The organism is Pedobacter terrestris, from assembly GCF_052343045.1.
Taxonomy (GTDB): Bacteria; Bacteroidota; Bacteroidia; order Sphingobacteriales; family Sphingobacteriaceae; genus Pedobacter.
Map to the genome: position 1 here is coordinate 2422719 of NZ_CP180264.1, position 17593 is coordinate 2440311.

A 17593-nucleotide genomic window follows, 5' to 3' on the forward strand; every position below is an offset into this window, starting at 1 on the left:
AAAGGGGGCTAACAACAACGACAATAACATGCAACAAAATATAAATAACAATACAGAGAATACCAATGGGGAAACTTTAAGCTACAATTACCCAAAGGTTTTTAAACTGGAAAACGGCAAAAAATTAAGGAATCTTCAAATCGCTTATCAAACTTTTGGAAAGCTAAATACCAAGAAAGACAACGTAATTTGGGTTTGCCATGCTTTAACAGCAAATGCAGATGTGCTGGATTGGTGGGCAGGTTTGTTTGGCCAAAATTCACTATTCAATCCAAATGAGCATTTCATCATTTGCGCAAATGTATTGGGTTCACATTACGGCACAACAAATCCATTAAGTACAGATCCCGTAACTGGCAAACCGTATTATTTATCGTTTCCGCAATTTACCATCCGCGATTTTGTTTCTGCACATCAACTGTTGGCAGCACACCTGGGCATAGAACAAATTAAAGTTTTGATTGGCGGTTCTTTAGGTGGCCAACAATCTGTAGAATGGAGTATTATAGAACCAAACCGGATAGAAAACCTGATTTTAATTGCAACAAATGCGGTTCATTCGCCCTGGGGAATTGCTTTTAATGAAAGCCAGCGTTTGGCGATTACAACTGACAGAACTTTTTACGGAAACCAACCCAATGGTGGAAACAAAGGTTTGAAAGCAGCAAGGAGCATAGCCTTGCTCAGCTATAGAACTTATGAGGCTTACGGCCAAACTCAGGTAGAAAGTGTGAATGAAAAAACGGATAATTTCAGAGCTTCCTCTTACCAGAATTATCAGGGAGAAAAACTGACAAACCGTTTTAACGCATATAGTTATTATTATTTAACCAAAGCGATGGATAGCCACAACGTAGGCCGCAACCGAAAAAGTATTGCTGGCGCTTTACAAACCATTAAGGCGAACACTTTGGTTATTGGTATTGAAAATGATTTTCTTTTTCCGGTTTCAGAACAAAAATACCTTGCAGATCATATTCGCGATGCAGAATTTTCAATACTACATTCCAGCTATGGTCACGATGGTTTTTTAATTGAAACCAATGCATTAACCAATGTTATTGGCACTTTCCTTCGCGATAGCAACAACAAGAAAATTATTAAGCTTCAACATACAGCTTAAATTCCGGGCAATGGAAATTGCCGCAAACAACAAAAAAAAGGTAGCTGTAAAACGCTATCATAAAAGCATAAATTACAGTAATGAGCAAGAATTTAAAAATCGGTTTATTTGGTTTCGGAGTAGTTGGGCAAGGACTTTTAGACATTATACAAAGTCAGAACCTGAATCTTGAAATCATCAAAATCGCAATCAAAGACCCGAAGAAAAAAAGAACGTTAAATAGAGAACTGTTTACAACAGATCGAAATGAAATTTTACAAAATAGCGAAATCAATACCGTTGTAGAACTGATCAATGATGCCGATGCTGCATATGAAATTGTGACAACAGCGCTAAAAAATGGCAAAAACGTTGTGTCTGCCAATAAAAAAATGATTGCGACACATTTGAAAGAATTGGTAGAATTGCAACAACAACACGGCACATCTTTATTGTATGAAGGTGCGGTTTGTGGCAGTATTCCAATTATCAGAAACCTGGAAGAATATTATGATAACGAACTTTTCCATGCTTTAAGCGGTATATTTAATGGTTCATCTAATTATATACTTTCTAAAATTTTTAACGAAAACCAAAATTATGATGCGGCACTAAAAGAGGCGCAAGATTTAGGTTTCGCAGAAACCGACCCAATTTTGGACGTGGGCGGTTACGATCCGAAATATAAACTTGCCATTGCTACTGCCCATGCTTACGGATTATTTGTGAACCCGGATGCCATTTTAAATATCGGAATACAAAATCTATCTCAGCACGATATCCGTTACGCAAAAGAGAAAAATTTCAAAATCAAACTTGTTCCTACAGCCCGTAAGGTAGATACCAAACAAATTGTAACTTACGTATTGCCAAAGTTTGTAACAAAAGATGATTTCCTTTACAACGTAGAGAACGAATACAATGCCGTAACTGTACAAGCGGCATTTGCCGATAAACAGTTTTTTTTCGGAAAAGGCGCAGGCGGTCATCCAACTGGCGCAGCAGTACTTTCTGATATTGCCGCATTGCGATACGATTATCGATATGAATACAAAAAGTACCATCAGGAAAATGATGTAAAGCACACTGAAGATATTCTGTTGGAAGTTTACCTGCGTTATGCAGATGAAGATCTGGTAAAACTTTTAGACTTTGATCACATTAGTGAGCGATACGCTGCAAGTGAGTTTAAGTATGTTATCGGGACTTTAAAGCTCGAAAATCTAATTCAAAACCGAGATTTGCTACTCAATAAAGATGTATTTGTAGCTTATACCGGCCGCCAGATTTACAAAAAAGAAAGTACAGCCGAAGGCGTTTTTGCAGAAGCTGCCGCTGCCCTTTAGTTTTTAAAGGTTAAATTTTTATTTGTTTTGTTGTTAAGCATAAGGTTGGAGCGATTCCAGCCTTTTGTGTTTACACACTTTTATCCTAAAAATTTAAACGAAAATTGCCTCAGAAAACACTCGAAATGTACAAAAATTTCGCCCTGTTTTTTTACGCGAAAAAGCATATCTTTGCGCAAAGATGAAGCATATACGTAATTTTTGCATAATTGCACATATCGACCACGGGAAGAGCACCTTGGCGGATAGGCTATTGGAATACACTGCGACCATTTCGCAGCGTGAGGCGCAGGCTCAATTGCTCGATAACATGGATTTGGAACGCGAACGTGGCATTACCATTAAAAGTCACGCCATCCAAATGAATTATAAAGTTGGTGATCAAGAATATGTATTCAACTTAATTGATACCCCCGGACACGTAGATTTTTCTTACGAAGTTTCGCGTTCTATCGCTGCCTGTGAGGGCGCTTTACTAATTGTAGATGCTTCACAAGGTATTCAGGCGCAAACCATTTCCAATTTATACCTGGCTTTAGAGCACGATTTGGAAATCATCCCAATCTTAAACAAAATGGATTTGCCGGGTGCAATGCCAGAAGAAGTTAAAGATCAGATTATTGATTTAATTGGTTGCGATCGCGAAGATATTATCCCGGCTTCCGGTAAAACGGGAATGGGTATTCCAGAAATTCTTCAGGCAATAGTTGACCGCGTGCCGGCTCCGGAAGGAAACCCTGAAGGCGAGCTGCAGGCATTAATTTTCGATTCTGTATTCAACTCTTTCAGAGGTATTATTGCGTATTTCAAAGTAGTAAACGGCGAAATTAAAAAAGGCGATAAAGTTAAATTCATCAATACCGGCAAGCAATATCTGGCAGATGAAGTAGGGATTCTGAAATTGGACATGTCGCCAAGAAATGTGGTTAAAACAGGCGATGTTGGTTATATTATTTCCGGAATTAAAGAAGCCCGCGAAGTTAAAGTTGGTGATACAATCACCACAACTGACCGCCCTGCAAGTGGAGCGATTCAAGGTTTTGAAGAGGTAAAACCAATGGTTTTTGCCGGCATTTACCCTGTGGATACTGATGAATTTGAAGAGCTTCGCGAAGCCATGCATAAGTTGCAGTTAAATGATGCATCCATCGTTTTCGAACCAGAAAGTTCGGCAGCATTAGGCTTCGGTTTCCGTTGCGGTTTTCTTGGAATGCTCCATATGGAGATTATCCAGGAACGTTTGGAGCGCGAATTTGATATGACGGTAATTACAACCGTACCCAACGTATCGTATATTGCCCACACAACAAAAGGTGTAGAAATTACCGTAAATAATCCATCAGATTTACCAGATCCAAGTAAACTAGATTCGGTAGAAGAACCATTTATTAAAGCAAATATCATTACGAAGGCAGAATTTGTTGGCCCGGTAATGTCACTTTGTATTCAGAAACGTGGTATTATTATCAATCAGTCATACCTAACTTCTGATCGTGTTGAATTGGTTTTTGAAATGCCAATGGGCGAAATCGTATTCGATTTTTATGATAAACTGAAAACCATTTCTAAAGGCTATGCGTCTTTCGATTATCACCAGGTAGGTTACCGTAAATCAGATTTGGTTCGTTTAGATATGTTGATTAATGAAGAACCTGTTGATGCACTTTCTTCGTTGATTCACAGAAGCAATGCTTACGATTTTGGGAAGAAAATCTGCGAAAAACTGAAAGAACTTATCCCACGTCAGCAGTTCGAAATTAAAATACAAGCTTCAATTGGTGCAAAAGTTATTGCCCGCGAAACTTTAAGTGCTTTACGTAAAGATGTAACGGCCAAATGTTATGGTGGTGATATCTCCAGAAAACGTAAATTGTTGGAGAAACAGAAAAAAGGTAAAAAACGTATGCGCCAGGTTGGAAACGTAGAGATTCCGCAAACTGCTTTTATGGCCGTACTAAAATTAGACTAATATCGCTTAATGGTTATTATAAACAGCCAAAATGCACAGCTGGCAAATCGCTTATGGGGATTTGCCAGTTTCATTGCGAACAGCATAGAATATAATTACCCCTTAAAAAACCTAGGTTTTCATAAATACCGCCCGTATTTTCAGGCAACAAAAAGCGACGATTTCGGCGTATATCCAATCAGTGTTAAACGCAGTGGAATCGCTCAACTGGATTATTTATACAGTAATTTGTTTAAAAACTGGTCGTCTGTTACATTTCGAAAATTTGGCAAAACGCCAACACTTTTTAAATTTTACAGAACAACCTTTAACGAGGATAAAAGATCTATTCCTTTTAACCTGAATCGATCAGATTTTGTGCGAGATGCGCAATCCAAAACAGTTCTTGCAGAAGGCTGGATGTTTCGGGATCCGGAGAACATCAGAAAACACAGGAAACAGATTTGCCGTTTCTTTACACCTGTAGAACCTTATTTGTCGCAATCTGAACTGGCTGTTGCAAAGGCTAGAAAAAATGCAGATATATTGGTTGGTGTCCATATCCGCCGTGGCGATTATGCAACATTTGCTGATGGCAGATGGTTTTATACAGATGAACAATATGTTAGGATGATGCATGAAGTAGCAAATGCCTACCAGGCAATTGGAAAAACTTGCGCCTTCTTTTTATGTTCAAATGAAGCAATTGAAAAAGATAATTATCAAGGACTTATAATTGACAGTAGCGAAAGAAATTTTATCGTAGATTTATATGCTTTAGCAGGTTGCGACGCCATAATTGGTCCTCCAAGTACGTTTAGTCAGTGGGCTGCGTATTATGGTGACAAACCCCTGACGATGATTTTAAATGGAAACCAGAAATTGGGTATTCCAAAATACAACCCAAGTTTACTTGCCGATACTACTTTTCCGGAAGAGGAATTGTATCGGTTTTAAAATGGGATAGTTTAATATGTACACAATAACAATAAAATACGCATGCAACTTTTAGACGGAAAACACGTATCGGAGAAAGTAAAACTCCAGATTGCTGATGAAGCACAGAAGTTTTTGCAGGATACAGGCCGCAAACCGCACTTGGTTGCCATCTTGGTAGGCAATGATGGAGGTAGCGAGACTTATGTAGCCAGTAAAATGAAAAACTGTGAAAAAGTAGGATTCAAATCTTCACTTCACCGATATGACAACTCAGTTACTGAAGCAGAACTGCTCGCTAAAATTGAGGAAATTAACCAAGATGAGGATGTTGACGGCTTAATTGTTCAGCTACCGCTTCCAAAACATATTGATCCGGAAAAGGTAACCGAAAAAATTGACCATCGTAAAGATGTAGATGGTTTCCATCCAATTAATCTGGGCAGAATGATGCGCAATTTGCCATGTTTTATTCCGGCAACACCATACGGAATTATGTTGATGCTTGAAGAGTATAAGATTGACACTGCTGGCAAACATTGTGTGGTAATTGGCAGAAGTAATATTGTAGGTAGCCCAATGAGTATTTTGATGGCACGCAATGCAAATCCTGGCAATTGCACGGTTACTTTAACACACTCTCGCACTAAAGATCTTAAAGAGCAAGTATTGCAAGCAGATATTATTATCGCTGCAATTGGCAAAAAGAATTTTGTTACTGCAGATATGGTTAAACCAGGCGCAATTGTCATTGATGTGGGCATTAACCGCGAAACCTCTACAGAAACAAAATCCGGTTTCAAACTATTTGGGGATGTTGATTTTGAACATGTAGCGCCAGTATCATCATACATTACGCCTGTTCCCGGTGGTGTAGGATTGATGACAATTGTAGGTTTACTTAAAAATACGCTAGCATCGGCTAGAAAAGAAATCTACGGATAAATCTAGAACAGAGATTGATTAAACTAAATCAAATCGTTAAAATACCTAAAAGCGGTTCAAGTGATTGAATCGCTTTTTTCGTGAAAGAATAAATGCAATAGCCATTTATCGATGTAATCTCTTTCAATAATTGACGATTGAACCAATGTACAAGTGAGCAACAAATTATTTTTCTATCGCTTATACCTTAGCTCCACAATTTTGCCCACCAACTTTCTTCAAACCCGATATACAAACCGTCGTCACGTATTTCTGTTGCGTAAACGTTAATGTAATCCCCTTGACCTTCTGCGCCTCGCCCGGTTTTTAAATCGTATTCGTAACGATGTATCGGGCAAACCAACTGGCCATTTTTGCACCAACCACCACTAAAATGACCGCCAGCATGCGGGCACTGAGACTGTACAGCTACAATTTTGCCTTCATGATCGATAATACAAAGTTGTTTACCGCCAACTTCTGTAGTTTTAATATCACCATTGGCAGGGATTTGATTTTTATTAAGGGCTTTGATCCAACGCATGGCTACTAAATTAACCATTTAAATATCAGACTTATTTCATCTTTGAATAAATTTTCAAAAGTGGAACCCACAGACCATATTTTTTTAGGATATTTGCATCCTCAAAAATGAAGCAGGACATACCAGAAGACGGCACTTTACTTCCCTTGATGGAAGAATTTTACACGATACAAGGCGAAGGATTTAATACAGGCAAAGCAGCATATTTTATCCGTCTGGGCGGTTGCGATGTGGGTTGCCATTGGTGCGATGTTAAAGAAAGCTGGGATGCAGAAATGCATCCGCTAACACCGGCAGACGTGATTGTAAACAACGCAGATCAATTTCCGGGCAAAGCAGTTGTAATTACTGGTGGTGAACCGCTTATTTATAATCTGGATTACCTGACCAACAAACTTAAAGATCGCGGGATTTTAACTTTCATAGAAACCTCCGGTGCTTATCCCTTGTCAGGAAACTGGGACTGGATTTGCCTTTCTCCTAAAAAATTTAAAGCACCTCGCCCCGATATTACCCCTTTCGCAAATGAATTAAAGGTAATCGTTTTCAATAAAAGTGATTTTAAATGGGCAGAAGAATACGCAGCAATGGTGTCTCCTACCTGCAAATTGTATTTACAGCCAGAATGGTCTAAATCAAAAGAAATCACGCCAATGATTATAGAATATGTGATGGCAAATCCGAAATGGGAAATTTCGCTACAAACACATAAATTTTTAAATATTCCTTAAAAGCAATACATTAGCGTAAACCAATCGAAATCCCAATGCGGTTTAGCTTTTTAGTGTTGTATTGCTTCTTTTTATCCACGCTTTGCTATGGCCAAAATTCTCAAAATAGAAAAGCCCAAAGTTTATATGATAAAGCATCTGTTTTTGTGCAAAACAAAGATTACACAAGTGCAATTCCGCTGCTTGATAATGCTACACAACTAGATGCACAGTTTGCCAATGCAATTATATTAAGCGGCGACGTATATCGAATGCAGAAAAAATATGCAGAAGCCAGAACTAAATATGCTCAGGCATTAAAACTTCCGGGTTTAACCAATTCTTCACTTCTTTACTTCTTGGCAGAAACTGAATTTGCAACACAGGATTATGTAAATGCAAGAATGCATTTTGCAGATTTTGCTTTACAGGATAAAAATCCAGAGTTCTTAAAAAAAGCTAAAAAATATATTGCCAGTTGCGATTTTGCTTCATTTGCAATAAAACATCCCGTACAATTTGAGGCCAAAAATCTGGGTGAATCCATCAATACCAAATATTCTGAGTATTTCCCTGCATTAACAGCCGATAGTGAACAGCTCATTTTCACCAGACAGATTAATGAAAACGAAGATTTCTGGACCAGCAAGTTCCAAGACAATGGCTGGAAAACGGCTACTCCTCTATCCAATGCCATCAATACCAGCCTTTATAACGAAGGCGCACAAACCATTTCTCCTGATGGAAAATATCTGTTTTTTACGGGTTGTAACCGCCCGGACGGATTAGGCCGTTGCGATATTTATGTTTCGCATAAAGTTGGCGAAACCTGGGGAGAACCTTATAACGTCGGCGCACCAGTAAACTCAGAATACTGGGAATCACAGCCGGCGATCAGTCCGGATGGAAGAACGTTGTATTTTATAAGCAATAGGCCCGGCGGTTTTGGCGGATACGATATTTGGAAAAGCACCATTACTGATGATGGAAAATGGGGAGCGGCAAACAACCTCGGACCAGAAATCAATACCGCGAACGATGAAAACACACCATTTTTACATGTAGACGGTAAGACACTTTATTTTTCTTCTGACGGATGGCCGGGTTTTGGCGGAAAAGACATCTTCTTCAGCAAATTAGACACAAATGGTAAATGGCAAAAACCCACCAATATTGGTTACCCGATAAATACTTTTGAGGATGAGAATGGCTTAATTGTTAGTGCCGATGGAAATTTTGGCTTTTTCTCTTCCGATATGTCCGGAGGTTATGGCGGAAAAGATATTTATAGTTTTGGTATTCCAAACACAGCAAAGCCAGAAAAAATCAACTACGTAAAAGGAATTGTAAGGGATAAAGACAGTAAAAAAACTCTTGAAAGTAACATACAGGTAATTGATCTGAATACCAATCGAACGGTATTTGACGATTATACAGATCCCGAAACTGGCCAATTTTTAGCTGTAATGCCAGTCGGGAGCAATTATTTATTCAACGTAAATGCCGAAGGATATTTATTTTATTCTGAAAATTTCGAGCTTAAACAAGGGAATATCACTAAACCATACCAAATTGAAGTAGAAATTGAACGGATAAAAACTGGTGGAAATGTAACCTTAAAGAATATTTTCTTTGATACAAATAAATTTAATTTACTGCCTGCATCCATTCTGGAACTGGATATTCTGATTGATTTTTTAAGCCAAAACGCAACTGTCTCTATAGAAATTCAAGGCCACACAGATAATGTTGGCGACGCAAAACTGAATGAAAAATTATCGCTAAACCGTGCAACATCTGTTTACAATTATTTGGTTGCGAAAGGCATATCCGCTATGCGCCTTACCTTTAAAGGCTTTGGTGCTACAAAACCAATTGCAGACAATAAAACACAATCTGGCAGACAAACCAACCGCAGAACATCTTTCGTTATCACAAAAATCTAAATCTTTGCCTACCGATCAATTATTTTAACCGAATTTGGTTTTTAGCCGAACAAATTACTGCTAAGGTATCGGTCGCCGCGATCACAGGCAATAAAAACAATTGTTCCACGGTCAATTTCTTGTGCAAGTTTAATTGCCGCCGCACAGGCACCACCAGAACTCATTCCTGCAAAAATACCTTCACTTTTAGTTAATTTTCTGGCCATATCTACAGCTTCCTGCTCGTCTATATCCATAACACGATCTACGCGTTCTGCCTCAAAAATTTCGGGTAAATACGCTGCAGGCCAGCGTCTGATTCCAGGAATTGATGACCCTTCTGTTGGCTGGCAGCCAACAATCTGTATAGATTCGTTTTTTTCTTTTAAAAACCTTGAGCAACCCATTATCGTTCCCGTTGTTCCCATGGCACTAACAAAATGCGTAATCTCAGCGGCAGTATCTTTCCAGATTTCTGGTCCGGTTGTTTTGTAATGCGCCATGTAATTGTCTGGATTAGAAAACTGATTAAGTAAAAAATAACCAGAACGGTTGCCTTTTTCAACAGCGTAATCCCGGCAAACCTCAATACTTTCTAACAAAGTAACTTTTGCACCAAATGCTTCCATCGTGACTTTCCGTTCACGCGTAGAATTTTCTGGCATTACCAGTTCTATTTCCAGATCATAAAGGCTTGCAATCATAGCAAGTGCAATTCCGGTGTTTCCACTCGTTGCTTCAACCAGTTTTGTACCCGGTTTTATTTCTCCGCGTTCTAAAGCACTGCGAATCATATTTAATGATGCACGGTCTTTAACACTTCCTCCGGGATTATTGCCTTCCAATTTTGCAAAAATCCGGACATTAGGATTTGGATTGAGTTTTTTAAGTTCTGCCATTGGCGTATTGCCAATAAGATCTATAATTGCTGACATGTTATCCGTTTAGGTTTTCGTTAACGTTTCTAATGGTTATTGTTGGCGAATGGTATACTGTAGAAAAAGGTTGTACACTTTCCGTAATCCATACATTTCCCCCGATAATACTGTCGTGGCCGATTTGGGTCTCGCCGCCAAGTATAGTTGCTCCGGCATAAATCACTACACTATCTTCGACGGTCGGATGTCTTTTAATTCCAAGAAGCGTTTTCCTCACGCTTAGTGCGCCAAGCGTAACACCCTGATAAAGTTTCACGTACCTTCCAATTACAGATGTTTCGCCAATTACAATTCCGGTTCCGTGGTCGATATAGAAGTATTCGCCAATTATGGCACCTGGATGAATATCTATTCCAGTTCTGGAATGTGCATGCTCAGTCAAAATTCTCGGAATTAAAGGAATACCAAACTGATGCAACACATGAGCGATACGATAAAAACAAATGGCATAAAAACCCGGATACGTGCGGATAATTTCCAATTTAGAACTCGCCGCCGGATCGCCATCAAAAATTGCGGTAATATCTGTATTCAGTATTCTGTACAACTCTGGTAACTGATCAAAAAAACGATCGGCAAAAGAACAGCAATTGACCCGTTTATCACAGCTGGAACTTAACATTGCAGATAGCTCCTGATGCAATTCTTTAGCATGTGCAGTTAAATCGTTTGTTGTCAGAAATTCATTCTTTGAATTTTCCGGATAAAGTAAATGAATTACCTTTAACGCCCATTGCCAAATAATTTCATTTGGCGGCAATGCAGTATTTGTTTCCTGCTTTTCAAACAGGTATCTAAAAAAATTATCATCCATAGCTGATACGCTTATCAAACAGCCAATAAACCCGCTTTGCAACAAGTATAAGGCAGCGTGTAAAGGTATGTTTTTGTTTAAGAACCCAAAAAGGATGCATATTAAATGGCAAAAAAAATTGCTTAGATTATACAAAAAACGACATTAAGCAAAGTTCAAAATAAAAAAACTCTGCGGTAACATGCAGAGTTTTGATCAACAAGAGAACTAAAAATAATTTAGGTATATGCTTTTACAGAATTTATTTTAACTTAATATTGACTACTTCACCATCGCTTTTAACTTCAACAAATGTTTCTAGACGGTCTTCATGAGAAACTGAATATCCTTTCTGCTGGTAATAATCTGTTCTGCCGCCATAATTGTTGTAACCGCTTCCGGTGTATTCGTTATACGTACCGCTAGATGTCCACCCTAAAAAACCTTGTAAAAAATATTTTCCGGGTTTCATCTCGGGAAATGTAAACTTTCCATTACTATTTGTGATGGCTTCTAAACGATATTTAAAAGCCTGCGGTGTCATGTAGACAAATATTTTTTTTCGCTTATTTTCTTTATCGTCCCTCAGTTTATACCAGGCTTCAAAATATGGCGTAACCGGTAGCAATACAATTTTGATTTTATTGGCATAAATCCGAGATGCAAGGGGCGCTTTATAACCCAATTTTGTTTTGGGTTTGGTAAATGCGACACCAGAAATTGTGCCGGTGCCGCGCGCAAGCATTTTCTTTGCTCCGAGCGAATCAAAAGGTACTTCAGGAAATAAATTGGTTACTTTTTCTTTTTCTTCTGGTTCAACATACTGTGCTCGTACACTAGAAAAAGACAAGGCGAGAATTGCCGCGGTTAAAAAATAATAGGAGAATTTCATCGTTTTTATAGGTTTGATTTCAAATTAGACTGCCGCCAAAACGTACAAAAATGTAGAAAGGTTTCAGCTTATATCAGAAAATTGAAAAAATACCTGTTTACAGGTATACACCTGTTTTGAAATTCAAATTTCCATAAAAAATGTTAGTATACTGAAAGATAGTCAATTGATGATTCAACTTTTGCATTATAAAGCTGAAAGCATTTAAGACGGTCTTCTGTTTTAATCTACACAACGTGGTAAATTAAAACAGAAGACTTGGTTATTTTACAGAATGGCCTGGCGGATTCTGATCAACTTGGTTAATGTTTCTTCAAGTAAATCTAAATGAAGCATGTTCGCGCCATCAGACTTCGCATTTGCAGGATCTGGATGTGTTTCTATAAACAAACCATCTGCACCAACAGCAATTGCTGCTTTAGCAATGGTAGAAATCAATTCTGGTTTTCCACCGGTAACGCCGCTGCTTTGGTTGGGTTGTTGTAAAGAATGCGTACAATCCATCACTACAGGAACGCCGAAAGACTGCATTTCTGGCAAGCCGCGATAATCTACAATCAGATCCTGATAACCAAAAGTATTTCCGCGATCTGTTAACACAACTTTTTCATTGCCGGCTTCCTTAATTTTTTCTACCGCAAATTTCATAGAACCCGCAGAAAGGAATTGGCCTTTTTTTACATTAACAACTTTCCCAGTTTTTGCTGCCGCGATTAACAAATCGGTTTGACGGCATAAAAAAGCCGGTATTTGCAAAACGTCTACATATGCGGCTGCCATAGCAGCTTCTTCACTTTCGTGAATATCTGTAACGGTTGGCACGTTAAATTCTCGCCCAACTTTTTCTAAAATTTTTAAGGCTTTTTCATCACCTATACCGGTAAAAGAACTTCCTTTGCTCCTATTTGCTTTACGATAAGAACCTTTAAAAATGTATGGAATCTGCAATTTATCGGTTATTGAAACTATTTTTTCTGCAATACGCAAAGCGATATCTTCGCCTTCAATTGCACATGGACCAGCCATTAAAAAGAAATTTCCGGATTCTGTGTTCTGTAGTTTATCTAAGTAGTTTAACATAATTGAGATTTGAGACGTTAAATACGAAATTTGAGATGCGATCTATTTTCCGCACCAAATCTTATATTTCACGTCGTTTTTTTATTTCCGATTTAGTTTCCCAGTTCTGACATGAATTTAATTCGCATCAACTGAATTTCCTCGCGGGTATAATCACTTTCGCCAAGCTCATTTAATGCAGCGTCTATAGAATCTGTCTCCGCTGCACGGAAATAATCAAAAACTTCATCTTGCCTGTCGTCATCAATCACTTCATCGATAAAGTAATTCAGGTTTAGCTTTGTTCCGGAGTTTACGATAGATTCTACTTCTTTCAAAATCTCCTCATATGTAATTCCTTTAGAATCGGCAATATCTTCCAATCCAATCTGGCGATCGATATTCTGAATGATAGACACTTTCATCTGAGATTTATTGGCCTGCGTTTTAATAATCAGATCAATTGGTCTTTCGATATCGTTGTCTTCAACGTATTTTTTAATCAGTTCAAGAAAAGGTGAGCCAAATTTCATGGCTTTGCCAGAACCTACACCAGAAATCTGGCGCAATTCATCCATCGCGATTGGATAATGCGTACACATTTCTTCTAAAGAAGGATCTTGAAACACCACAAAAGGCGGAACATTTTTTTGCTTCGCGATTTTCTTCCGAAGATCTTTTAACAACTGTAACAAGTGCGTATCCAAAGCGCCTGTGCCTTGCTTTACCTCGTCGTCATCATCATCAACAGCAGATTCAATCGGCTCGTTTAGAATGAATTTTAAAGCGTATGGATTTTCAATAAAGTCTCTGCCTTGTTTGGTCAGCTTTAATAATCCGTAATTGTCTATGTCTTTGAATAAGAAATTGTTTAAAACGGCTTGTCTCATCATAGATTTCCAAAGCAGTTCTCCATCTTCCTTTCCAATACCAAATTCAATTACTTTACGGTGCTCATAAGCAATGGTTTGCGCAGTTTCCAATCCTAGAAAAACATTCAGCAAATGTGCATCGTCAAACTTTTCTTCTGTGCGTTCAATAAATTTCAGTAACGTGCCGAGCCTTTCTTCTGCATCAAATTGTTTTTTCGGCTTTTTACAATTGTCGCACATACAATTACAGCCGGTTTCATTGAAATTTTCGCCAAAATAATGAAGAATTTGTTTACGGCGACAAACACCAGATTCGGCGTAATCAATAACTTCTTTTAATATTTGTGTACCTATTTCGCGTTCAGAAACAGGTTTATCTTTCATGAATTTCGCCAGTTTATCCACGTCTTTTTGCGAATAAAAAGCGATGCAAATACCTTCTCCGCCATCGCGGCCTGCACGTCCGGTTTCCTGATAATAACCTTCCATACTTTTTGGCACATCGTGATGGATCACGAAACGAACATCTGGTTTATCAATTCCCATTCCGAAAGCAATCGTGGCAACGATTACTTCTGCATCTTCCATCAAAAACTTATCCTGCGTTTCTGCACGAACTTTGGCATCTAAACCTGCGTGATATGGAAGCGCGCTAATTCCGTTGAGATTTAGCGTTTCTGCAACTTCCTCAACTTTCTTGCGGCTTAAACAATAAATAATTCCGGATTTGCCCGGATTGGATTTAATAAACTTTATAACTTCCTTATTGATGTCTTTTTTAGGGCGGATTTCATAAAAAAGATTTGGCCTGTTAAATGACGATTTGAATAAGGTTGCATCGCTCATGCCCAGATTTTTCACAATATCTTGCTGAACTTTTGGGGTTGCCGTTGCGGTTAAAGCAATAATTGGAATGTTATTGCCGAGCCCGCCAATAACTTGGCGAATCTTCCGGTATTCCGGGCGGAAATCGTGCCCCCACTCCGAAATACAATGTGCTTCATCAACTGCAACAAAAGAAATTTTAATCAAGTTTAGAAACTCAATATTTTCCTGTTTCGCTAAAGATTCTGGTGCAACATAAAGAAGTTTGGTATGGCCATTTAGCAGATCTGTTTTAACCTGAGTGATTTCTGCCTTATTTAAAGATGAATTTAGAAAATGAGCAATGCTGTCATTTCCGCCAAATGCCCGTAGTTGATCTACCTGGTTTTTCATTAAAGCAATTAATGGCGATATCACAATGGCTGTGCCTTCACTCATTAAAGCTGGTAATTGATAGCATATAGACTTTCCTCCGCCCGTTGGCATAATCACAAACGTGTTATTGCCTTCTAAAATATTAGTGATGATCGACTCCTGATCACCCTTGAAATTATCAAACCCAAAAAAATTTTGAAGGTTATCAAATAACGATTTTTTCACGTCCATTTTGTGTAATAAAATATGCGATGCTATTTTTCTATCCAAAATAACATAATTTTACAAGAATTTCAATTATTCACAGACAATTATTTTCTCTTTGAAAAGTAAAAAATCAATAATCAATTCGGCAAAAAGCACCTTAGAACTAGAAGCGGCCGCCATTTTAAATGTTTCGAAAAATATTAATGATGATTTCGAAAAAGCAGTCAACTCGATCTTAAAATGCAGCGGACGGGTAATTGTTACCGGGATTGGAAAAAGCGCAATTATTGCACAAAAAATGGTGGCCACATTTAACTCTACGGGCACACCGGCTATCTTTATGCATGCGGCAGATGCCATACACGGCGATTTAGGCATGATACAGGTTAATGATGTTGTAATCTGCCTTTCTAAAAGCGGGAATACACCAGAAATAAAAATCCTTATTCCTTTACTTAAAGCAGCCGGAAATACCTTGATTGGGATGGTTGGCGAACTAAGTTCATATCTTGCCGAGCATGCAGATGTGATTTTAAACACCTCGGTAGAGAAAGAAGCTTGCCCCCACAACCTGGCCCCCACAACCAGTACAACCGCTCAACTGGCTATGGGAGATGCGCTTGCCATTTGTCTATTAGAATGCCGCGAATTTAATGAAGCGGATTTTGCCCGTTATCATCCTGGTGGCTCGCTGGGTAAAAAACTTTATCTTAAGGCCAGAGACCTCGCCTTGTCTAACGAAAAACCATCAATTTCTCCGCAGGCTTCTGTAAAAGATGTACTAATTGAAATTAGTAAAAACCGTTTGGGTGCTGTAGCTGTTGTAAATCCCGATAATGAAATTCTTGGCATAATAACAGACGGCGATATTCGTAGAATGCTGGAAAACAATTCAAACATTGATGCTTTAAAAGCAGAAGATATTATGGGCAAAACACCCAAAAGCATACAACGAGATGCTTTGGCTGTAGATGCTTTGGGCATTATCAAACAAAATAACATCACACAATTGTTAGTTTTGGAACAAAATACTTACTTTGGCATTATCCATTTGCACGACCTGTTAAATGAAGGTATCGTGTAATTTTAACCAATAAAATGAATAAAAACTATTATGCACTGATTATGGCTGGCGGCGTTGGAAGCCGTTTTTGGCCAGTGAGCAGAACCGAATATCCTAAACAGTTTATCGATTTTTTTGGCGTTGGAAAAACGCTGATTCAAAGTACTTACGAACGCTTTCTCACCATTTGTCCACCGGAAAATATTTTTATCGTTACCAACGAGATCTATTCCGATTTAATTAAAGAGCAACTGCCTCAAATGAGCGACAACCAGATTCTGGCTGAACCTTTGATGAGAAACACAGCGCCTTGTATTGCATACGGAAGTTTAAAAATTGCCGAACTAAATCCTGATGCAACCATCGTAGTTGCACCTTCTGATCATACCATTGCCGATCCGGCAGGTTTTGTAGATTCTATTCAGCAATCTTTAGAAGCGGCAGCTAAGAACGACTGCCTGATTACTTTAGGCATTAAACCCAATCGCCCGGATACAGGATATGGTTATATCCAGCATACGGATTACGTGTTGAATACCGATACGGATTTACATAAAGTTAAGACGTTTACTGAAAAACCAAATCTGGAGCTTGCAAAATCATTTCTTCAAAGTGGCGATTTCCTTTGGAACGCCGGTATTTTCATCTGGTCTGCAAAATCTATTCTTGCTGCTTTTGAGAAACATTTGCCAGATATGTATGACATCTTTAACGGCGGCAAATCTGAAATGAATAGCCCAGGCGAGAAAGCATTTATCAATAATGCTTATCTGCAATGCACCAACATCTCTATTGATTTTGGAATTATGGAAAAAGCCGACAACGTGTACGTGCTTCCTTCTGATTTTGGCTGGTCTGATCTTGGCACATGGGCATCCATTTATGAAATGGCAGAGAAAGATTATGTAGGCAATGCGGTCATCCCGTCAGAGCAGGTTATCATGTTCGACTCATCTAATTGTATGGTTAATGTACCAAAAGATAAGTTGGTCATTTTAAATGGATTACACGACTACATTGTAGTAGAAAACAACAACATGTTAATGGTTTGTCCACGTAATGAGGAACAGAAAGTTAAAGAGTTTGTAGCGGAAGTAAAATCCCGTTTCGGAAATAAATTTATCTAAAAAAAAT

15 protein-coding genes are annotated in these 17593 nt (G+C 38.5%); 9 read left to right on the forward strand and 6 right to left on the reverse strand.

The window, feature by feature from the left end; all coding sequences use genetic code 11:
• The first annotated feature begins 28 nt into the window (after positions 1-28).
• The 5 genes from ACJVDH_RS10305 to ACJVDH_RS10325 all read left to right on the forward strand — a co-directional run bounded on the left by ACJVDH_RS10305 (position 29) and on the right by ACJVDH_RS10325 (position 6277).
• Positions 29-1123: a homoserine O-acetyltransferase family protein gene (locus ACJVDH_RS10305; protein ID WP_443947488.1), complete on the forward strand. Its 1095-nt coding sequence runs from the start codon at positions 29-31 to the stop codon at positions 1121-1123.
• A gap of 80 nt (positions 1124-1203) precedes the next feature.
• Positions 1204-2448: a homoserine dehydrogenase gene (locus tag ACJVDH_RS10310; RefSeq protein WP_443947489.1), complete on the forward strand. Its 1245-nt coding sequence runs from the start codon at positions 1204-1206 to the stop codon at positions 2446-2448.
• A gap of 181 nt (positions 2449-2629) precedes the next feature.
• On the forward strand, positions 2630-4417 hold the full coding sequence (lepA, locus tag ACJVDH_RS10315) for a translation elongation factor 4 (RefSeq protein ID WP_443947490.1): 1788 nt from the start codon (positions 2630-2632) through the stop codon (positions 4415-4417).
• A 9-nt stretch (positions 4418-4426) separates the two neighbouring features.
• Positions 4427-5353: an alpha-1,2-fucosyltransferase gene (locus ACJVDH_RS10320; protein WP_443947491.1), complete on the forward strand. Its 927-nt coding sequence runs from the start codon at positions 4427-4429 to the stop codon at positions 5351-5353.
• Positions 5354-5395: 42 nt separating this feature from the next.
• A complete protein-coding gene (locus ACJVDH_RS10325) occupies positions 5396-6277 on the forward strand; it encodes a bifunctional 5,10-methylenetetrahydrofolate dehydrogenase/5,10-methenyltetrahydrofolate cyclohydrolase (RefSeq protein ID WP_443947492.1) in 882 nt (293 codons plus the stop codon).
• A 187-nt stretch (positions 6278-6464) separates the two neighbouring features.
• Here ACJVDH_RS10325 and ACJVDH_RS10330 read toward each other — a convergent pair whose 3' ends face one another.
• Positions 6465-6818 carry a Rieske (2Fe-2S) protein gene (locus ACJVDH_RS10330; RefSeq protein WP_443947493.1) on the reverse strand — a complete coding sequence of 118 codons (354 nt, stop codon included), beginning with the start codon at positions 6816-6818 and terminating at the stop codon, positions 6465-6467.
• Positions 6819-6907: 89 nt separating this feature from the next.
• Between ACJVDH_RS10330 and ACJVDH_RS10335 the strand changes: the two genes are divergently transcribed.
• Both ACJVDH_RS10335 and ACJVDH_RS10340 read left to right on the forward strand, forming a co-directional pair.
• Positions 6908-7531, forward strand: a complete 624-nt coding sequence (locus ACJVDH_RS10335) for a 7-carboxy-7-deazaguanine synthase QueE (RefSeq protein WP_443947494.1) — start codon at positions 6908-6910, stop codon at positions 7529-7531.
• A gap of 146 nt (positions 7532-7677) precedes the next feature.
• Positions 7678-9456: an OmpA family protein gene (locus tag ACJVDH_RS10340; RefSeq protein WP_443947495.1), complete on the forward strand. Its 1779-nt coding sequence runs from the start codon at positions 7678-7680 to the stop codon at positions 9454-9456.
• Positions 9457-9497: 41 nt separating this feature from the next.
• Here ACJVDH_RS10340 and cysM read toward each other — a convergent pair whose 3' ends face one another.
• The 5 genes from cysM to recQ form a co-directional block, all read right to left on the reverse strand.
• The gene (gene cysM, locus ACJVDH_RS10345) at positions 9498-10370 is read right to left on the reverse strand and encodes a cysteine synthase CysM (protein WP_443947496.1); all 873 of its coding nucleotides are present in this window, start codon (positions 10368-10370) and stop codon (positions 9498-9500) included.
• A gap of 1 nt (position 10371) precedes the next feature.
• Positions 10372-11187, reverse strand: a complete 816-nt coding sequence (locus tag ACJVDH_RS10350; protein ID WP_443947497.1) for a serine O-acetyltransferase — start codon at positions 11185-11187, stop codon at positions 10372-10374.
• Positions 11188-11428: 241 nt separating this feature from the next.
• Complete coding sequence (locus tag ACJVDH_RS10355) at positions 11429-12058, reverse strand: carboxypeptidase-like regulatory domain-containing protein (protein ID WP_443947498.1); 630 nt, start codon at positions 12056-12058, stop codon at positions 11429-11431.
• Between the two features lie 267 nt (positions 12059-12325).
• Entirely contained in the window at positions 12326-13138 is an 813-nt protein-coding gene (gene kdsA / locus ACJVDH_RS10360; protein WP_443947499.1) for a 3-deoxy-8-phosphooctulonate synthase, read from the reverse strand.
• Positions 13139-13230: 92 nt separating this feature from the next.
• The gene (gene recQ / locus ACJVDH_RS10365; protein ID WP_443947618.1) at positions 13231-15420 is read right to left on the reverse strand and encodes a DNA helicase RecQ; all 2190 of its coding nucleotides are present in this window, start codon (positions 15418-15420) and stop codon (positions 13231-13233) included.
• Between the two features lie 91 nt (positions 15421-15511).
• Here recQ and ACJVDH_RS10370 point away from each other — a divergent pair, with 91 nt between their 5' ends.
• Both ACJVDH_RS10370 and ACJVDH_RS10375 read left to right on the forward strand, forming a co-directional pair.
• Complete coding sequence (locus tag ACJVDH_RS10370) at positions 15512-16480, forward strand: KpsF/GutQ family sugar-phosphate isomerase (protein ID WP_443947500.1); 969 nt, start codon at positions 15512-15514, stop codon at positions 16478-16480.
• 14 nt (positions 16481-16494) lie between these two features.
• On the forward strand, positions 16495-17586 hold the full coding sequence (locus ACJVDH_RS10375) for a mannose-1-phosphate guanylyltransferase (protein WP_443947501.1): 1092 nt from the start codon (positions 16495-16497) through the stop codon (positions 17584-17586).
• Positions 17587-17593 lie beyond the last annotated feature (7 nt).